Annotated in this window: 15 protein-coding genes and 1 pseudogene; 11 read left to right on the top strand and 5 right to left on the bottom strand. The window is 64.2% G+C overall.

What is annotated here, in order from left to right:
- The first annotated feature begins 3 nt into the window (after nt 1–3).
- The 8 genes from FHR84_RS04315 (at nt 4) to FHR84_RS04350 (ending at nt 8,766) form a co-directional block, all read left to right on the top strand.
- The gene (locus tag FHR84_RS04315) at nt 4–1,575 is read left to right on the top strand and encodes an acyl-CoA carboxylase subunit beta (protein WP_179534086.1); all 1,572 of its coding nucleotides are present in this window, start codon (nt 4–6) and stop codon (nt 1,573–1,575) included.
- Complete coding sequence (locus FHR84_RS23475) at nt 1,572–1,796, top strand: acyl-CoA carboxylase subunit epsilon (protein WP_179534087.1); 225 nt, start codon at nt 1,572–1,574, stop codon at nt 1,794–1,796. The genes FHR84_RS04315 and FHR84_RS23475 overlap by 4 nt, the downstream gene beginning before the upstream one ends.
- Nucleotides 1,797–1,821: 25 nt before the next feature.
- Entirely contained in the window at nt 1,822–2,829 is a 1,008-nt protein-coding gene (locus tag FHR84_RS04325) for an LLM class flavin-dependent oxidoreductase (RefSeq protein ID WP_179534088.1), read from the top strand.
- Nucleotides 2,822–4,042 carry an MFS transporter gene (locus tag FHR84_RS04330; RefSeq protein WP_179534089.1) on the top strand — a complete coding sequence of 407 codons (1,221 nt, stop codon included), beginning with the start codon at nt 2,822–2,824 and terminating at the stop codon, nt 4,040–4,042. Before FHR84_RS04325 ends, FHR84_RS04330 begins: the two co-directional genes overlap by 8 nt.
- A complete protein-coding gene (locus tag FHR84_RS04335; protein WP_179534090.1) occupies nt 4,039–4,629 on the top strand; it encodes an NADPH-dependent FMN reductase in 591 nt (196 codons plus the stop codon). The genes FHR84_RS04330 and FHR84_RS04335 overlap by 4 nt, the downstream gene beginning before the upstream one ends.
- Before the next feature lie 392 nt (nt 4,630–5,021).
- On the top strand, nt 5,022–6,287 hold the full coding sequence (locus FHR84_RS04340) for a helix-turn-helix transcriptional regulator (protein WP_179534091.1): 1,266 nt from the start codon (nt 5,022–5,024) through the stop codon (nt 6,285–6,287).
- A 246-nt stretch (nt 6,288–6,533) separates the two neighbouring features.
- The gene (locus FHR84_RS04345) at nt 6,534–7,424 is read left to right on the top strand and encodes an alpha/beta fold hydrolase (protein WP_179534092.1); all 891 of its coding nucleotides are present in this window, start codon (nt 6,534–6,536) and stop codon (nt 7,422–7,424) included.
- Nucleotides 7,425–7,479: 55 nt separating this feature from the next.
- Nucleotides 7,480–8,766, top strand: coding sequence for an MFS transporter (locus tag FHR84_RS04350; protein WP_246300118.1), 1,287 nt, complete (start codon nt 7,480–7,482; stop codon nt 8,764–8,766).
- 634 nt (nt 8,767–9,400) lie between these two features.
- Here the strand turns inward: FHR84_RS04350 and FHR84_RS04355 are convergent.
- A pseudogene (locus FHR84_RS04355) lies at nt 9,401–9,874 on the bottom strand (IS701 family transposase); the annotation flags it as partial.
- Nucleotides 9,875–9,894: 20 nt separating this feature from the next.
- Here FHR84_RS04355 and FHR84_RS04360 point away from each other — a divergent pair.
- The 3 genes from FHR84_RS04360 (at nt 9,895) to FHR84_RS04370 (ending at nt 12,195) form a co-directional block, all read left to right on the top strand.
- Nucleotides 9,895–10,404: an ATP-binding cassette domain-containing protein gene (locus FHR84_RS04360; protein ID WP_218861948.1), complete on the top strand. Its 510-nt coding sequence runs from the start codon at nt 9,895–9,897 to the stop codon at nt 10,402–10,404.
- Between the two features lie 158 nt (nt 10,405–10,562).
- Nucleotides 10,563–11,483 (top strand): family 1 glycosylhydrolase, encoded by a 921-nt coding sequence (locus tag FHR84_RS04365; RefSeq protein WP_179534095.1) that lies wholly within the window; start codon nt 10,563–10,565, stop codon nt 11,481–11,483.
- Nucleotides 11,484–11,802: 319 nt separating this feature from the next.
- Nucleotides 11,803–12,195, top strand: coding sequence for an MFS transporter (locus tag FHR84_RS04370; protein WP_179534096.1), 393 nt, complete (start codon nt 11,803–11,805; stop codon nt 12,193–12,195).
- Between the two features lie 137 nt (nt 12,196–12,332).
- On the opposite strand, the gene FHR84_RS04375 is transcribed toward FHR84_RS04370, so the two are convergent.
- The 4 genes from FHR84_RS04375 to FHR84_RS04390 form a co-directional block, all read right to left on the bottom strand.
- Entirely contained in the window at nt 12,333–12,716 is a 384-nt protein-coding gene (locus tag FHR84_RS04375) for a DoxX family protein (protein ID WP_179534097.1), read from the bottom strand.
- Nucleotides 12,717–12,963: 247 nt separating this feature from the next.
- The gene (locus tag FHR84_RS04380; RefSeq protein ID WP_179534098.1) at nt 12,964–13,764 is read right to left on the bottom strand and encodes a class I SAM-dependent methyltransferase; all 801 of its coding nucleotides are present in this window, start codon (nt 13,762–13,764) and stop codon (nt 12,964–12,966) included.
- 109 nt (nt 13,765–13,873) lie between these two features.
- Entirely contained in the window at nt 13,874–14,878 is a 1,005-nt protein-coding gene (locus FHR84_RS04385; protein WP_179534099.1) for a LacI family DNA-binding transcriptional regulator, read from the bottom strand.
- A 279-nt stretch (nt 14,879–15,157) separates the two neighbouring features.
- Nucleotides 15,158–18,163, bottom strand: coding sequence for a glycoside hydrolase family 3 protein (locus FHR84_RS04390; protein WP_179534100.1), 3,006 nt, complete (start codon nt 18,161–18,163; stop codon nt 15,158–15,160).
- Nucleotides 18,164–18,491: the final 328 nt, after the last annotated feature.

The following is an 18,491-nucleotide window of genomic DNA, read 5'->3' on the forward strand; positions in this document are numbered from 1 at the left end:
TTGATGACCACCGCACAGGGATCGACCGGATTCTCGGATCATCTCGAAGAACTCAACGAACTGAAAGAGCAGGCATGGCTCGGATCGGATCCGTCGGCTACTGACCGGCAACACGCCAGGGGGAAACTCACCGCACATGAGCGGATCGAGCAGTTGCTGGACGCCGGCACCTTCACCGAGGTCGAGACGCTGCGGCGGCACCGCGCCACCGGTTTCGGGATGGAGGCGAAGCGCCCATTCACGGATGGCGTAGTCACCGGGTGGGGGACCGTCGAGGGCAGGACTGTTTTCGTCTACGCACACGACTTCCGGATCTTCGGAGGGGCCCTGGGCGAGGCTCACGCGCAGAAGATTCACAAGATCATGGACATGGCCATCGCCGCGGGCGCACCCCTGGTGTCGCTCAACGACGGTGCCGGTGCGCGTATCCAGGAGGGCGTCTCGGCGCTGGCCGGATACGGCGGGATCTTTCAACGCAACACCAAGGTGTCCGGGATCATCCCTCAAATCAGCGTGATGCTCGGACCGTGTGCGGGCGGTGCGGCCTATTCTCCCGCGCTGACCGATTTCGTCTTCACGGTCCGTGACGTCTCACAGATGTTCATCACCGGCCCCGAGGTGGTTCGCTCGGTCACTGGTGAGGACGTCACCCACGATGGTCTCGGCGGATCCGACGTGCACAGTGATGTGTCAGGTGTCGCGCAGTTCTCCTATGAGGACGAGGAGGACTGCCTCGCCGACGTCCGATTGCTCCTGTCGATGCTGCCCTCCAACAATCGCGAGCTCCCCCCGGTGGTGCGGACCGGAGATCAGGCAGATCGTCGTGTCGATGAGCTGTTGGACGTGGTGCCGTTGGAGGGGAGTCGCTCCTACGACGTCCGCGACGTAATCGCCGAGACCGTTGATAACGGCGACTACCTGGAGGTCCACGCCCAGTGGGCCACTAACCTCGTTTGCGCGTTCGCCAGGCTCGACGGCCATGTCGTCGGAGTGGTCGCCAGCCAACCCTCGATACTGGCCGGTGTGCTGGACATCAAGGCCAGTGAGAAAGGAGCCCGGTTCGTCCAGTTCTGCGATGCTTTCAACATCCCGCTGTTGACTCTCGTCGACGTCCCCGGTTTCCTGCCGGGTACCGATCAAGAGCATGACGGGATAATCCGGCGGGGTGCGAAGCTGCTGTACGCATACTGCAACGCCACTGTGCCACGTATATCGGTGGTGCTGCGAAAGGCTTACGGTGGCGCGTATATCGTCATGGATTCACGCTCGATCGGTGCGGATCTCGCATTCGCCTGGCCGAACAACGAGATAGCGGTGATGGGCGCCGAGGCGGCTGCGGAGGTCGTATTCCGCCGGGAGATAGCCGCCGCCGACGATCCCGATTCCACGAGAACGCAGAAGATCAAGGAGTACCGCCAGGAGCTGGTACACCCTTACCACCCCGCCGAACGCGGGCTCGTCGACGATGTGATCGATCCATGTGACATGCGCTCAGTGCTGATTCGTTCGTTCGCGATGTTGCAGTGCAAGGACGCCGATCTGCCGCGGCGTAAGCACGGGAACCCTCCCCAATGAGTACTCAACAAGATTCATTCCCCTTTCGAGTGCGAGTCGAGAAGGGGGAACCGGATCCTTTCGAGATCGGTGCGCTCGCCGCTGTAATTTTTCGGCGCGCCGTCCTGGACGAGTTTGAACCGCCAGAGGACGTGCAAGGACCGAAAATGGCCCCATGGCGCCGCCCGGAGCGTTTCTCGGGGGTCGATGGCCCCCGAAGCTGGCAAAAAAATCCGCGCTGACGATACGAAGAACGGAGAGCATGGTATGGACGTCGGGTTCCTCTTCGATTTACGCAATCCTGCTCAGTGGCATCGCCCGTGGGCGGATCACTACGCGCGGACGCTGGAGTTCTGCGAAGAAGCCGACCAACGTGGTGCGGGCGGTATCTGGTTCACCGAACACCACCTGTTCGAAGATGGTTACTTACCGCAGCCCCTCACCTTCGCCGCCGCGGCAGCGGCACGTACCCACAACGTCCGCATAGGCACTGCCGTCCTGTTGCCGGCCCTGCGTAAACCGGCCCAGTTGGCAGAGGAGGCGGCGGTCGTGGACCTCATCAGCGGCGGGCGTCTGGAGTTGGGGCTGGGAGCCGGGTATCGAGTGCCCGAATACGACCTGTTCGACGTCGATATTCGAGACCGATACCCCGCTACGGAGAACAATATCCGTGAAATCCGTCGTTTGTGGGCAGAGGGCGGCATCACACCGGGGCCGATCCAGGACCCCCTGCCGATCTGGGGTGGGTTCTACGGTCCTCGGGGTGCGCGGATCGCCGGTAGGTTGGGAATCAACCTCCTGCACATCTCGCGCGACATATTCGAGCATTATCGTGCCGGGCTGATCGAAGGCGGTCACGATCCGGCCGCCGCGCAGGTATCGGATCTGCTTCCGATCATGTTGGCGGACGACCCTGATGCCGCGTGGTCACGTGTGGTACCGCATCTGGCACACCAGATGAACACTTACCGACAGTCGTCTGTGGAAGGTACCGACAAACCGAAGCCACCGCTGATCGTTCCGGAGGAGTTTCGCCACAAGACCAAGGACAGGCCGTGGGGAGCGCTGGAGATCCTCACACCGGAGGATGCCTGCGCGCGTGTCCGGAAACAGACGGACGGGCTTCCCGTCAAGCACCTCATCTTCTGGGCCAGCATAGCTGGGATGCCGGATGACCTGGTAACACGCAACATCGAACTGATCAGCGAGCATTTGCCGACACTGCTTGGGCGGGAGTCCACCACGATGTCGTCGGCGGGATCTGAACATGGTTGACCACGGATCAACAGGTACGGTCACAGCGGGCTGGGGGCGTGGACTGTGGATACTGCTGTTCGTCCTGTCGGGGAACATGGTCCTCGATGCGATCGAGGTGTCGGTGGTTCTCCTCGCGTTACCGGAAATCAGCGCCGACCTCGGTTTGACGTTGTGGACGGTACAGTGGTTGATGAGCGGGTTCTCCCTCGGATTCGCCGCCATGCTCATGCTCGGTCCGGTGCTGACGGCTCGATGGGGAAGGCGTCCCATTTACCTGGGAGCTATGGTTCTCTTCGCGGTCGCCTCAGTGGTGGGAGGGATGGCGGACAGTGTTTCCGTGCTCATTATAACTCGTATTGTGAAAGGAATTTGTGCGGCTCTGACGGCACCGGTCGGACTGGCGCTTATCAGCACTACGTTTCCGGAAGGGGCGCAGCGAAACAAAGCGGTTTCGATCTACTCGCTGTTCGGAGCCGCCGGCTTCACTATCGGGCTGCTGCTTTCCGGGCTCTTCTCCGAGACAAACTGGCGCTGGAACTTTCTGTTTCCCGCTCCGGTGGCGCTGGTGCTTTTGTTGTTGGGAGCGTGGGTGATTCCGGCTTCCGCGGCACCAAAGCCGCCGCGGGTAACCTCAGCGGTACTGCGTAACGGTTCGCTCGTACGCGCGGCTCTCGGAGCATCCACACTCAACGGAACCTACATCGGTTTACTGCTGTTGGTCACGGTCCAGTCCAAGGAGTGGTTCGACTGGCACCCGTGGCAGACCGCGGTGGCACTGCTGCCCGCGTGCGCTCCGCTCGCCGTCACGGTTCCCTTCACAGGGCGTCTGGTTCAGCGATTCGGGACCACCTCGCTCATCACCACCGGTGCGTTCTCCGCGTTCGCGGGAGTGGTGCTCTATCTCTGGCAGCCAGAGCCGGAGTCCTACACCACGGGACTGCTTCCGGTGCTGCTGCTCGTCGAAGCCGGATTCGTGCTGTCGTTTACTGCTTTGAACATGCAGTCGACGTCCACCATAGAGCCAGCCTCGCGATCGGTGGCCGTGCCGTTCTACCAGACGGCCGTGCAGCTTGGCTCCGTCGTGATGTTGCCGTCAGTCGCGGCACTGCTGACCCTGTTCCAGGGGTATCGACCAGCTCTGCTGGTGATTTCGGTGTTCGGAGCATTCGGAGTTTGTGTCGCGTTGGCCGGTTTTCGTAAAACTTCACTCGAGCGAAAGATCCAGATATGAACGAGCATCCACTCAAGCTGACCGTCATCCTGGGAAGTGTGCGGAATGGACGGTTCGGGCCGACCGTAGCGCGCTGGTTCGCTGAGCTGGCCGATACGCGCCCCGAGCTGGCGGTGGAATTCGTCGATCTTCTCGAATACCCGCTGCCGATGGTGATGCCGGAACCGGGTGAGGCGCCGGATCCCGAGGCAGACCAGGTGCGTAGATCCCTATCCGTTCGACTGGCCGAGGCCGACGTTTTCGTCGTTGTCACTCCAGAGTACAACCACAGCATGCCGGCTGCGCTCAAAAACGCTATAGACTGGTTTTCCGGCGAGTGGGCGGCGAAACCGATCGGTTTCGTGTCCTACGGTGGTATGGGGGGTGGCTTGCGGGCAGTCGAGCACCTACGCCAAGTGTTCGGAGAGCTACACGCAGTGAGCGTGCGAGAGTCCTTGAGTTTCCACAATTTTTGGGATCAATTCGACGGAAACCGTCCTCTCGACGTCGATGACGCCGAGAGCGCTGCCAAGACCATGCTGGACCGCCTGGTTTGGTGGGGCGAACTGTTGCGCACCGCGCGTACGTACCGCCCTCTCGAACGCTGAGATCAACAACGGCACTTTGTCGGGGCGCGTGACTTCTGCCTGCGCATGAGTAGAGGACACGCGTCCGGCCGGGCGCTCCGAGTGTTTCGTTCGACCGTCCGATCCTCGATGGGTGTGTAGAATACACATGACGTGAAGCTCACAAAAATATAGGATTTTTCGGTCAGTCAGGTTAAAGTTCACATTGGTACTGCAGGATCGGAGGAGGTGGAGCTGAAAACATCCGCCTCAGTTTCATTGAGGTTTCACTCTCGAGGGATCTGGCATCACAGGGGATTTACTGGTTCACGGATGTTCGCGAGGGTGATCCGACGCCAGAAGAGCAAGATCGGAAGATGTTTCCTGGTAAACTTTTGAACTTGTTGGGTCCGGCTAAGACAGGGTAGATCATCTTGACTGAGTACTGTACTGAGAATTCGGAGCCGAGACAGGTATTCGGTGGTCCATTCGATGATCAGGATGTCGAACACGGATACGCTGAACATGGTTTTTGTCCAGCTTCTCGGGCGATTTATCTGCTACTCGACGGCACAAGAAGGACTGAGGCGGTCGAACTGGCTGAATTGGCACTGGCCGAGTACTCCTGCCAAGACAGGTCATCTTGTGTGTGGTACGCGTTGCTGACGCTGCTGTATTCGGATGAACTTCTTCTGGCGGATGCGCACTGTACTCGTCTCAAGGAGAAACAGGAGTGGTCATATCGTACTGTTCCGAGGATGGTTCTCCTGCTTGTAGAGGCGAGGATATGCCATCTTTCGGGAGCCCACCAGCAGGCCTTCGTTCTGTTCGATCAGTTACTGCGTGGGATCGAACCCAACGAAATTCGTGAAATTTCTGTCGCATGGTTCGCCGAGTCATTGGTGAGCGTTGGTCAGTACCGTCGCGCCGAATGGCTGCTGGCTGATTACGGATATCTGGACTCGGTTTCTGATTGCCGTAGCGGTAAGGTGCACCTTTTGTGCGTGCGGGGCGTGATTTCCCTGTGTGCGGGCAAAATGGGAGCGGCGGTTCGAGACTATGTGGCATGTGATCGACTGCTGAGCGCGAACGGGGTTCGCAACGGGGTGGTGGTTCCCTGGCGAACGCGTGCAGCCTGTGTGGAAAATCAGTTGGGCAGAACGACCGTAGCCAAACGTCTGGTGAAAAACGAACTTAGCAGGGCGCGGGTGTGGGGAGCTCCAAGTGGGGTGGCCCGGGCACTGTGCAGTGGTGTTTTGTTGGAAGAGTACCGAAATCCCGGAAACGCTGCCAACGAGGCGATCGGGCTGCTTCAGTCGGGCCACAACCGAAGCGATCTTCCTATGTTGTTGACTCTGCTTGGAAAGTTTCTGTCGAATCAAAATGACATCGCCAGGGGGCGTCAGTTTCTTCGTCAGGCTATTGCGAGCGGTCGTGAATTCGAGAACGAATATTGGGTAGGTGTGGCCGATTCCGCTCTTGGTGGTATCGAGGCTCCTCGGAAGATGACTTCGCAGGAATTTCGTGTTTGCAGGCTCGCCAGTGCCGGGTACAGTAATGGGGAGATCGCTGATAAGTTGTCACTCACCCGACGTGCCATCGAGTACCATCTTACATCAGTGTACAGCAAGCATGGTATCTCCGGTCGCCGGGAGATCGAAATAATGCAGTCCTATTTCGATGAGATTTCTTTGGATTGAGGAGGTGCTGTGACCGATGTTTCGGAGTGGATGATGTGCGGACTCGGTCGATCCAGGGGTCCGCTGCGGCCTGGTGCGGTCTCCGATGGACGGGGCAGACGGAACGGGATCCACGCGACTGGTCGCGCTAGTGAGATCGGGACGACCAATTATTCGGCCGATTTTCGAGGCTTCTACGTTGCGGGATTTCGTTCGTGACATGATTCTGCGGGGGTGGGCGTCAAGTAACAGGGAGATCTGATACGCGTGAATGATTCTGCTTCTTCGGCGGCTCCCGTGGTGCGGGAGATTGTTCTGAATGCCGGTGGAACTAGACTGTCCGCGTTGCTGTGTGAACCGTCGCAAGCACCGCCGCGGGCTGTTGTCGTGGCATTGCACGGTGGTGGAATGCGAGCGGGATACTTCGACGGACTGGTGGACCAGAATCTGTCGCTGCTCGCATTGGGAGCGGATCTCGGATATACGATCTTGGCGGTGGACCGACCCGGTTACGGGTTATCGGCACACCAGCTTCCTTACGGGCAGACCTTGATGGAACAGAGCGAGACGCTGTGTACGGCCCTGAACGATTTCGCGCTTTATCACACTGTGGGGGCGGGTTTTTTCCTGGTAGCGCATTCTTATGGGGGGAAAGTGGCTTTGAGTGTGGCTGCTGACATGGAAACCGACGTGTTGCTCGGTCTTGATATTTCGGGTTGTGGGAACAGATACGCCGCTGATATGCACCGTTTCTTCGACTCAAGTGACAGAGAAGTATGGCGTATGCACTGGGGGGCGTTGCGCTTTTATCCGACCAACACCTTTCTGTGGGCTCGTTCATTGCTGTCCCCCATGCCCGAACGTGAGTACCGGGAGGTTCCGGAATGGCCGGATGTCCTTCCTGGTGTGGCCGAACAGGTCGAGGTTCCGGTTCGTTTTACATTCGCCGAGTACGAGTTTTTGTGGAAGCACGACCGGGAAACACTTGAGGGACTCAAGGACCTGTTCGGGGGCGAGCGTGTTGTGGTCGACCACCAACCGAATTCTGGGCACAATATTAGTCTTGGCTGGACGGCCAGATCCTATCATCTGCGTGCGTTGGCTTTCGCGGAGGAGTGCATAGTCACAAAAGGCACGTACGGAGAAATGGGGAAATAGCCCGATTGGCTCTCGCGTGTATGTGTTTTATGCAACTGAATCGACAGGATAGTATATGTCCTCGTATGCGACAGACAAGACCGTGGAAGAGGAGACAGCCGAGAGGGTTTTTTCCCGGCGCTCCAGCTCGATGTTCATATCACTGCGAGTGCGTAACTTTCAACTTTACGCGGGTGGACAGGTAGTATCCCTGCTCGGTACCTGGATTCAGCGCATCGCGCAGGATTGGTTGGTGCTGGAGATATCCGGAGGAAGTGCCACCGCGCTGGGAATAGCGGTCGCGCTGCAGTTCCTTCCGATGTTGTTGCTCACCCCCTGGGCGGGATTATTGGCCGACCGACTCGACAAACGACATCTGTTGATCGTGCTCCAGTACGGTATAGGGGGATCTGCGCTGGCTTTGGGACTGCTGGATGTGGCGGGACTGGTTCAGCTGTGGCATGTGTACGTGCTGTGTCTGTCCCTAGGGTGCTGCGGAGCGCTCGAAATGCCCATCCGTCAATCCTTCGTGATGGAGATGGTGGGAAGGAGTCAGGTAGGGAACGCTGTTTCTCTGAACTCTATTATCGTGAACTCATGCAGGTTGGTCGGGCCGGCCATAGCCGGTTATCTGATCGCCTGGATCGGCACCGGATGGTTGTTTCTGGTAAACGCTTTTTCGGTGATTGGGGTTGTGGTGACTCTCGTGATGATGAACCCTGCTCTGCTTCACCGCAACGATCCCGTGCCGGCTGGGAGAGGTCAGCTCCTTGAAGGGGTCCGCTACGTACGGCAGCGCCCTGAGCTGGTCTCGGTGCTGAGTCTCGTTTTCTGCGTCGGAACGTTCGGGCTTACCTTTAACACCTCACTCGCGGTTATGGCCAACCAGGTCTTCGAAACGGGATCGGATGACTTCGGCCTGCTCCACGCCATGCTCGCTGCGGGAACGTTGGTTGGGGCGGCATTCTCCGCGTGGCGCAGTGCGCGCGACTTGCCTCGGCATCACATACTGATCGGCAGCGCGCTAACATTCGGGGTGGCCGAGAGCATAGCTGCATTTTCTTTTTCCGCATGGGTCTTCGGCATCCTTCTCTTAGTGCTCGGGGCGACGCAGATGACTTTTATTCTCACTGCCAACAACACGATTCAACTTTCAGTGGATTCGAGTGTGCGCGGTAGGGTCATGTCGTTCTACATGTTGCTTCTGCTGGGTGGGACACCGTTGGGGAGCACACTCGCCGGCTGGTCGGCGGAATATGTAGATGGCAGGGCTCCACTGCTTCTCGGCGGTTCGGTTTCGGTTGTCAGCGCTAGTGTATGTGGTTTTGCGATCACGAGGATTAAGAAACGTCGAACATCGTAGAATCCGATGCTTATGAAGCGGTGGCGGAACGATGGATCGATCGTTTCTCGTGGGAAGTGCCCGTTTTTTCGGGATGAGGGGAATGAATTCTTCGTTGGTGTCGAGTTCCGTTGATGGGCTCATGGGGGCATGCTTTCAGAAAAGGAGATGGTTTCTTGCGATACAATTTTTTTGAGTTTGCGCGAACGGCTTCCCTCCGTGCTGGCCGAGATGTACTTGTGCCGGAGGTGTCCTATAGTGTTTACGCCTGGGAAAATGAATCTCGATTGCACGATGTGGAAGATCGTGATGAAAGCCACCTGGTCCGCGGATATGATTAGCCCGGAGTCGGGCCTGTAACCGGGGATTCCGACGCCGTGCGGGTGGTTTGTGGTTCTGCGGACGGGGAGAGGCGTGTCGTGATCCGGCTGGCCCCGTGTGACGCTTGATACGAAGAGCCACTGGACCTAGTACTGCGGTGGTACTCAGAGTGGGTGGACGCTGTCGGGAGGGGCATTGTCGGGCTTGGTGTTGGTGGTGTCGGCGCCAGTGTGACCAGGAGTAGACGTGTTTGGCTGGGGGTGATGCTCGGGTGATGAAGTTGATCAGGTGGCGGCGGAGTTCTGCTGGAGTATAGGTGATCACGCCTGGTTCGCTAGTGCTGCTGAACCTCTACTTTTGTGGCGTGTTTTTTGGTCACGGTCAGCCAGGCGAGAGCGAGTAGGGACAGAGTCGTGTGGGCATACCAAGCTCGTCGGGAGCGTGCTTGGTAGTGGTCGAGTCCGGCTTCGTTTTCGGCTTGTTGGAAGCATTCTTCGACGTGCCAGCGAGATCCGGCGGTCCAGACCAGGTTGAGCAGTCGCGTGCGGCGGGGCCCGTAGCAGATGTAGCAGGCGATCTCGCTGAGGTTGCTGATCGAGTGCCGTGCCAGCGGCCAGTGGCCTCGCCTGGGCGGCAAGTGGGTACCCAGCGGCACGCGAGCCCAGTCGTAGATGCGCGGACCGTGAGCACCGGTCCCGACCGACGATCGCCGCCAGGGTTGCTCGGACAGCCGGTCCTTGTCCGTAGGCCTCATCGCCGGTGACTCAGGAACGCGTCCCCGGTCCCGAACGCCCGTGCCAGCATCGTCTGGCCTGCGCGGGTTCGGTGTTGAAGCCGAGCGCATCGGGCACCCGGTGGTTCGGCAACGATCGCGGTCGTCGGTCCGCCGTGGACGAGCGGGTCGAGCGTCTGCTCGAGCGGGTGGCGCTGGTTCCCCAGGATCGGGTGGTCGCCAAGCAGCCGCACGAGTTCTCGGGCGGGCAGCGCCGGTGGGTGGCGATCGCTCGCGCGCTGGCGACCGGACCTCGGGTGCTACTGGCGGACGAGCCGGTTTCGATGCTCGACGTGTCGATCCGGTCGGACATACTCAACCTGATCGACGGGCTCAAGACCGAGGAGGACCTGGCGGTTCTCTACATCACGCACGATCCGGACACCGCGCGGCACTTCTCCGAGCAGGTTCTGGTGATGTACCGCGGTCAGGTGGTCGAGCGCGGCAGCAGCGACGACGTGATCCTGAGGCCGCGGCACCCCTACACCCGGCTGCTCAGGGACTCGGCTCCGGATCCGGGTGGGGACTCCGCGGCGCTGTCGTTCCCCCGAGCGGCCTTGCGGTGAGGTGTCGGCCGATGCGCGGGGTTGTCCTTTCCGGGCCCGGTACCCGCACGCGATGCCGAAGTGCGAGCAGCAACCGCCGGAGTTCGCCGTCGGCGACAGTCACACGGCACGTTGCTGGCTCTACGAGTCCTCCGTCGAGGAACGGATCGCGTGAACGAGTGAGTGCGCTTCCCACGCGGCCCGGCGCGTGCGGCACCGGCTGTCGCGCCGACCGGGCCACCACAGCGGATGGAAGAGCATGGTCCATCTGGGACACCTTCTGCGAGCGGCCCGGTGCCGTGGCAGGTGGGGACACCGGTGAACCCGCGGCGGACCACTACCGGCGGATGAGCGACGACGTTCGGCTGATGTCCGAGCTGGGGCTGCGGGCCTACCGGTTCTCGATCGCCTGGCCCCGGGTGCGGCCCGCCGGTTGTGCCGTCAACGGGACGGGACTCGACTTCTACGAGCGGCTCGTCGACGAGTTGCTGGAGCACGGCATCGCGCCGTGGCCGACGCTCTACCACTGGGACCTGCCACAGGAGCTGGAGGACCGCGGTGGCTGGGCGAACCGGGACACCGTGTACCGTTTCGCCGACTACGTCGGCAGTGTGCCGCGTCGGCTCGGTGACCGGGTGTCGAACTGGACGACGCTCAACGAACCCTGGTGCGCCGCCTTCCTGGGATACGCCGCCGGCGTGCACGCGCCAGGGCGGACCGATCCGCGCGCGGCCGTGGCGGCAGGGCACCACCTGCTGCTCGCCCACGGTCAGGGGCGTGAGGTCATCCGTGGACACGCACCCGGGGCCGGTGCGGGGATCACGTTGAACCCGTTCCCCGTGCACCCGAACGATCCGGAGGACGCGGCCGATGTCGAAGCCGAGCAGTCCGCGCCGTTCATCGGCCAGCAGGTCGTGGCTGCGGCGCAGGTCCGGCAGGCGAGAGCCGGGACCGTTGGCGTGCGCGTGGAGGGACCGCCCGGTCACGAAGCGACGGCGAACCGGGTGGGCGCAAGGTGCGTCCGGCCGGTGCCGTACGGGGCGCAACGGTCCGCCGAGGGGATCTCACACAGCCTGTGTCGTCACCGGAGTACGACTTAAGCGGAATATAGGATCCCGCTTCTTCTCGGGTCAACGTGCTGTCCACGGTGGCGGTGTTCGAGCAGGGACGTGTCGGTGTCCGCGGACTGTCGGGAGTCTCCCGCGGCGGGAACCGGAAGGTGCCCGGAGTGGAGACGACGGGCGAAATCACTGTGCACGGACGTTTGAGTCTCGGTGTGCGATTCGTCCGGTCCAGGTGGGCGAGTAGCGCGACCTTCAGGGGGCTGTCGCTCCATGAAACGGAGCAGTGGCGTGACCCTTGAGTGTTAAGGGGTTAAGCCCGTCCGGATTTCACTGTTCCGGAGGTGGGGACAGCCGCGTGACCCGCTCGTCGATCCCGTCCCGGGAGTTCTCGACGAAGCACGGAGAGGGGCGCAGCGCCGAACGCGGAGTGCCTCGGCTCCGGAGCGGGCGTGGTCAGCCCGCGCCGTGCCGGAACGCACTCGCCATCGCCGGTGTCGGGCAGGGCGTCTACGCCGGTGTGGACTACGCTCTGGTGACCGGTGTGCTTCCCAACAGCGACACGGAAGCAGCGAAGGGGACGGGTGTGTTCAACATGGCCAACTCCCTTCCGCGGACGGTGGAGCCGATGCTGGCTCCTGCCCTGCTTACGTCCGGTGGCGGCGAGAACCGCACCACGCTTTACCCCGGTGCCGCCGTGTTCGCCGCGTCCGGGTCCGTCGCCCTGCGGTTCCTGCGCCTGGTGCGGTAGCGGGCACGCACGTGGCTCGCGGTCGTGGCGCGGACCGCGAACTCGCGGGGTGGCCGGGTGGGTTTCCCGCCGGGCGGAGTCCCAAACGTCCTGGTTCCGGAGCGTTCGGCCCTGGGCTGAGGTGAGGACCGGTTGGGTCAACCGGTGAAGGACTCGGGGCCGAAGCGTCCCCAGGCGACGAAGGCGGCCATGGCCAGGTAGAGCAGGTTCGCGGCAACGGGCGTTCTCTCGTGACGACGAAGGTGCGTGATCATCGCGCCGATCATCAGCAGCACCCAGCAGACGGCGGTCACCGGCACCACAACCGGCGCGATACCGACCACGGCAGGCAGAACGACCCCCACCGCCGCCAGGACCTCGACGGCTCCGAGGGCCTTGACGAAACCGACGCCGAAGTCGTCGGTCCACCCTCCGTGCGCGGTCGCGGCCAACTTGTCCTTCGGCACGAACAGCTTCGTCGTGCCCCCGACCAGCATGACGGCGGCCAGCAGGCCGGTGACGATCCACAGCGCCAGGTTCATGAGGCTTCTCTCCTCGGCAAGGTAGGCGGGTACGGGACGGGTGATGTGCTGTTGGCCGCAGCGTAACCGCGTAATGTGCCCCACTCGCCGGTTTCGCCGCAACACGACGGGAACCGTGGTGCCCGGACCTTCACAGGAGACGCCCCGTTTTGCGGCTCCGCTCCCGCTGATCTCTTCCGACCGCGTTGACGACCGGCGCAGTGCTTGCGGCGCGGGCGGTGCCGGCGGGCGAGCCCCGCGAGCTCGGTCAGGACCGGAAGGGACTGCGGCCCCGGGCCGAGATCATCGGCGAAGTCGCGAGATCGAGCTGTCCAGCAGCGATGTTGGCGAGGTGCCGCTCGATCTCGTCGTCCGTGGCGAGGCCCGCAGCGGTGAGCTCGTCACGTACCTGGTGGACGGTGGCCGCCTCGAGGACGTCGCACTGGGGCGAGGCGATCGGGAAGTAAGCATCGGCCGTGACCTCCGCGAGGCCGATCTCGCGCAGCAGTCGTGGCAGCTTGCGCCCGTAGGCCAGGTCGGCGCCGCGCTGTTGCAGCAGCTGGCGGAAACCGCGGCGCAACCGGTTGGCGAGTTCTTGTTCGGGGCCGTGCTCGTCGGGACAGATCAGCGGTTGCAGAGCGGGGTCGGCGTCCTCGATCAGCAGCCACCCGCCGGGACGCAGCGCCCGGGTCATGGAGCGCAGCGCGGCATCGCGGTCCGCGACGTGGACGAGGAGCAGGCGGGCGTGGATCAGGTCGAAAGGGCCGACCGGGGGGTCCTCGCGGGCGACGTCGTGGCTGAGCACTTCGAGTATCGCGTCGGTTGCCTCGATCCAGGACACGTCGATGTCGGTGGCGAGTACACGTCCGCTGGGTCCGACGCGTTCGGCGAGTCGAGCGGGGAGGTTCGTGCCGCCGGCGCCGACCTCCCAGCACTGCCACCCCTCGTCGATTCCGAGCGTCTCGAAGTGCCGGAACGTGGAGGGGTCGAAGAGGGTCGAGAGCGCGTCGAAGCGTGCACCAGCCTCGACTTGCCGATTGTCCAACAGGTATTCCTCGTCGCGGCCCATGAGCCGATCATGCCACGGCCCGACGTGTGTCGGACGGTGACGGAGACGTGCCGGGGCGCGCTCGGGACACCGGGTAGAAGGGTGTGGCGGGAGGGGTGACTCCGGTCGCTCAAGCCCGCTGCGCGGTGCTGTCGCCGTGGGTGAGGCGGGGGGACAGCAGACGGACCTCGGGGGAGGCCGCGCCCTCCAGTTCGCGCATGGTCATCTCCACCGCGATCCGCCCGACGTCGTCGGACAGCAACGGCACCGTGGTCAGTCGCATCGGCCGGTTCGCGGCCATCTCGTCGGGGCCCACGGCCACCACCGAGACGTCCTCCGGTATCCGGCTGCCCCGGGCGCGCAGTTCGGACAGCAGGGTGCCGAGCACCGCTTCGTTGTGCACCACCAGGCCGGTGAGCTGCGGCTGTTCGACGAGGATCTTGTCGAGGCACTCGCGCACCCCGTCGTAGGAGGGGGAGCAGGGCCGGCTGGGGGCGTTCAGCCCGCGTGTCCGTGCCGCTTCGGTGAACCCGTTGAGGAAGCGCCCCGCGAAGCTGGTGCCGCGTTCGTAGACCGCGGGCGAGGGGCCGACCAGGGCGATGTGCTCGTGCCCGAGGTCGGCGAGGTGCTGGACGCAGCGTTTGGCCGCGGCGGAGAAGTCGAGGTCCACGCAGGACAGGTCGCCCGGCTCGTCCGGAAGTCCTATCAGCACCGTCGGGCAGGGCAGTGACCGCAGCACCGGAACCCGCGGGTCCGCGGACTCGACGTCCATCACCAGGAGCGCGTCGGCCATCGCCGAGTCGGCCACCCGGCGGAGCCCGTCCGGGCCCTCGTCGTTGGTCAGCAGCAGCACGTCGTAGTCGTACTTGCGCGCGGAGGTGACCACCGAGGTGACGAAGCCCATCAGCACCTGGACGTCGATGTCGGCCCGCAGCGGCATGACCAGGGCCAGCACGTTGGTGCGGCTGCTGGCCAACGCGCGGGCACCGGCGTGCGGGTGGTAGCCGAGTCTGCGGACACTGGCCTCCACGCGGTGCCGCGTCTCCGGCGAGATCGACCGCTTTCCGGACAGCACGTAGGAGACGGTGCTGGAGGAAACCCCCGCGTCCCGTGCGACGTCGGCGATGGAGACCATGTCGTCCTCCCGGCTGGCGTGTCGAAGCGCATCGAACGGTGGCCGGTTCATGGTAGATCAGGCGGACTCTTCCGGAGCGCAGGAGGCCCGCGTGTCCTCCACGGGTGGACGTGGGGGGGCGTCGGTTCGAGCGGCGTGTGGTGCGCGGTTCGCGTCCGCTGTCGGTGGTTGGCGGGCCCGGACGGCCCGTCGGGCTGGCTCGAAGCGGTTCGAAAAGTGTGCGCCCGAGCCGTCGACGGGCTCGGGCGGTTCGCTCGCGTCCTGTGCTCGCGGGCGCGCTCACCGTTCGAAGTGGAAAGTGGCGATCCTGGTGGGACCGTCGAGGACCAGGTAGACGTCGTGGCGCCCGCGTGCCCGGGTCAGCCGGGAGCGCACCGTGCGGTAGGCGTACTCGCCGCCGGTGGCGGGCACGGTGATCGCGCCCAGTTCGCGACCGGCCGGCCCGTCCAGCCGAACGCCCAGGTGCGTCGGACCGGCGGACCCGTTGGCCACCAGCGCGGTGATCCCGCCGGCTCCGGGGCCGAGGTCGACGTCGTGGAAGAGGATCCATCCGTGGCCGTCGGAGGCGGTCACGGCCGTGCCGTGCTGCTTGCTCCGGTCGGTCAGGGTGATGCCCGCGTAGTCGTCGAAGTTGGCCGCGGTCGTCTCCCGGTGCAGGTCCCGTGGCGGGATGGTCTCTCCGCGCACCCGCAGCGCGCGCCGCCGGCGGATGTCGGCGCTGGAGGAGCCGAGGAGGAGATCGTGCGTGGCCGCCTCGACCACCCACCGTTCGCGGGTGACGTCCCAGTGCGCGAGGTCGGCACCGCGCAGGGCGAAGTTCACGGTCCGGCTCCGTCCGGGTTCCAGCCGCACCCTCCGGAAGGCGCGCAACCGCTTCCGCGGCTGCGGGTTCCGCGACTGCCGTTGGTGCGTGTAGAGCTGGACGACCTCGTCCCCGGCGCGCCGGCCGGTGTTGCGGACCGTCACGCTCACCCTGGTCGCGCCGTCCGCGCTGATCACGGGTTCGCTCAGTTCCGGGACGCCGTAGTCGAAGGTGGTGTAGGACAGCCCGTGCCCGAACGGGTACAGCGGTGTCGCGGTGGAGTACTGGTAGGTGCGCTCGGACTTGATGATGTCGTAGTCGAGGACGTCCGGCAGGTCCTCGACCGAGCGGGGCCAGGTCTGGGTGAGCCTGCCCGCGGGGTCGGCCCGGCCGAGGAGCACGTCGGCCAGTGCGTTGCCGGTTTCCGCGCCCGCGTGGGTGGTCCACAGGATCGCGGGCAGGTTGTCCTGGGCCCAGGTGATCGTGGTGGGGTAGCTGTTCTCCAGCACCAGCACGGTGTTCGGGTTGGCCCGGTGCACCAGCTCCAGTACCTTCTGCTGCTCCGGTGCGAGGTCCATCTCCTGGCGGTCGTCGGTCTCCCTGGCGTTGATGAGCGGCATGCTGCCCGCGACGACCACGGCGACGTCGGCGTCGCCCGCCGCCGCGACCGCCTCCTGCCGTCCGTCGCGGACGACCTCGCGGGTGAACGTGGTGGCCGAGTCCGGTGAGCCGGCGGTGACGGTCAGCCTGCCGCCGTCGTCGACGGTGGCGTACTTCCGGTCACCGAACCACGACTCGCCCGCGTCGTAGCCGGCGTACTCCAGCACGTGGCCGTCGCCGTGCGCGCGCAGCCTGAACCGCTGCCGCACGTTCCACCCGTTGGGTTGTTCGGCGTCGTTGACCAGGGTGCGGCCGTCCTGCTCGAAGGAGAGGTACTTGCCGTTCGACGCGGCGCGCAGCGTCACGATCTCCTCGCCCCAGCCGAAGACGTCGAACCGCGTCGCGGAGTCCGCGCCGGAGGTCAGCCGCAGGGGCTGTTCGTCGTCGGTGGCGGTGACGTGTCGTCCGTCCGGTGCGGTGAGCGCGATCCTGTCCGCGCCCTCGCTCGAGGTCACCGTGGTGCTCGGTCCGAGCGCGGTGCGGACGCCGCGCAGCGGGGTCACCTCGTAGGGCAGGGCACCGGAGTACCAGTCGGTGTAGAGCGTGTCGGCGAGCTGGCCGATCACGGCGATCCGGTTCGTCCGTGCGGGTGACAGCGGCAGCGCGTCGTGCTCGTTCTTGAGCAGCACGGTCGCCCGCGTGGCCGCCTGGTGGGCCAGCGCGCGGTGGGCGGGGCTGTCCACGACCTCCCGGCCGATCCGGCCGTACGGGCCGCCGTGCGGGTCGAACTCGCCGAGCCGGATCCGGACGCTGAGGATGTGGCGCACGGCCTCGTCCACATCGGATTCGGCGAGCAGCTCGCCGTCCAGCGCGGTCCTGACCGCGGTGATCGTCTTTTCGGAGTCGGTGTCGTCGACGGTGAAGCTGTCCAGGCCGGCCTTGAGGATCGCCGCGTCGGCCTCCGGCTGGGTGGTGTAGTAGCTCTGGTCGCCGGTGAGGTTGTTGGGGCCACCGGCGTCGGTGACGTTGAACAGCGGCCGCGGCGCCCAGTCGCGCAGGAGGTCGTCGAAGTCGCGGTGGACGGTCATCGGTCTGCCGTTGACCAGGTTGTAGGCCGACATGGCCCCGGTGGCCGCGTCGGCCGACAGCGCCGGTTCGAAGGCCCGCTCGTAGTACTCGCGCTTGACGCGCGGCGGCAGCGTCGACGAGGCGGTGTGGCGGTGGATCTCGTTGTTGTTGGCCAGGTAGTGCTTGAGCACGGGCGCGGCGCGTAATCGCTCGGGGTCCGCGCCCTGGATGCCGCGCCCGTAAGCGGTGGAGATCACGCCGGTGAGGTGCGGGTCCTCGGAGTAGCCCTCCTCGTTGCGCCCCCATCGGGGGTCGCGCAGCAGGTTGACCGTGGGCGCCCACAGCTGCAGTCCCCAGACGTCGGGGTTGTCCGAGTGGTATCCGCGCGCCTCGGTGCCGACGGCTTCGCCGACGCGTTCGACCAGTTCGGGGTCCCACGTGCTGGCCAGGCCGATGGCCTGGGGAAACACCGTGGCCGTCGCGGTGACCACCGCGCCGTCGGCGTTCCTGTCGGTCGACCACGCGAGCCCGTGCAGCGCCTCGGTGCCGGTTTTGAACGCGGCGACTCCCAAGCGGGGGATGGCCGGTTGGTACTGGTGCAGCAGGGCGATCTTCTCGTCGAGGTTCAGCCTGCCCAGCAGGTCCTCCACCCGCTGCCGCGTGGGCAGCGCGGGGTCGCGGAACTCGGGTGAGCCGGTCGGCGCCGCCGAGGCGCCTCCGGGCAGGACGCTCGCCAGCGCCGTTCCGGCCGCGGCTCCGGCGGCCAGGGACAGCACGCGGCGGCGGGAGATCGGGTTCGGTGAGTCGGGGTGCATGGGAACGCATCACCTCCGGAAATATCGAAATGAATCGAAGCGATTCGATAATCATTCGACGGCTTTGTTCACACGAAGAGCGCGATGGCGGAAACTGTGGCACCGAGAACCCGTTCTGGTCAACAGCCGTTCTTGACAGTTCCCCTGCTGTGTCAAGGCTTTGTCGTGTCGAGCTCTTGTGTTTCCCCTCATCGTTCTCTAGCGTCAATCACATTGGATTTGTCGATGCGCTTCGATTTATCGGAGTGCTTCGCGGGTGGAACGGCGAGCACTGCCGGGAGTGCGCGGCGGGCGGTTCCGGGTCGGTTGCCGGCCGTGGGTGCGCTGT

The organism is Actinopolyspora biskrensis, assembly GCF_013408175.1.
Lineage (GTDB): Bacteria > Actinomycetota > Actinomycetes > Mycobacteriales > Pseudonocardiaceae > Actinopolyspora > Actinopolyspora biskrensis.

What these genes read in the sequence shown, in the direction of transcription:
- FHR84_RS04385 (WP_179534099.1), bottom strand. Translation starts at nt 14,878, where the DNA reads ATGGTCTCCATCGCCGACGTCGCACGGGACGCGGGGGTTTCCTCCAGC.
- FHR84_RS23475 (WP_179534087.1), top strand. Translation starts at nt 1,572, where the DNA reads ATGAGTACTCAACAAGATTCATTCCCCTTTCGAGTGCGAGTCGAGAAG.
- FHR84_RS04325 (WP_179534088.1), top strand. Translation starts at nt 1,822, where the DNA reads ATGGACGTCGGGTTCCTCTTCGATTTACGCAATCCTGCTCAGTGGCAT.
- FHR84_RS04375 (WP_179534097.1), bottom strand. Translation starts at nt 12,716, where the DNA reads ATGAACCTGGCGCTGTGGATCGTCACCGGCCTGCTGGCCGCCGTCATG.
- FHR84_RS04380 (WP_179534098.1), bottom strand. Translation starts at nt 13,764, where the DNA reads ATGGGCCGCGACGAGGAATACCTGTTGGACAATCGGCAAGTCGAGGCT.
- FHR84_RS04335 (WP_179534090.1), top strand. Translation starts at nt 4,039, where the DNA reads ATGAACGAGCATCCACTCAAGCTGACCGTCATCCTGGGAAGTGTGCGG.
- FHR84_RS04315 (WP_179534086.1), top strand. Translation starts at nt 4, where the DNA reads ATGACCACCGCACAGGGATCGACCGGATTCTCGGATCATCTCGAAGAA.
- FHR84_RS04330 (WP_179534089.1), top strand. Translation starts at nt 2,822, where the DNA reads ATGGTTGACCACGGATCAACAGGTACGGTCACAGCGGGCTGGGGGCGT.
- FHR84_RS04350 (WP_246300118.1), top strand. Translation starts at nt 7,480, where the DNA reads ATGTCCTCGTATGCGACAGACAAGACCGTGGAAGAGGAGACAGCCGAG.
- FHR84_RS04390 (WP_179534100.1), bottom strand. Translation starts at nt 18,163, where the DNA reads ATGCACCCCGACTCACCGAACCCGATCTCCCGCCGCCGCGTGCTGTCC.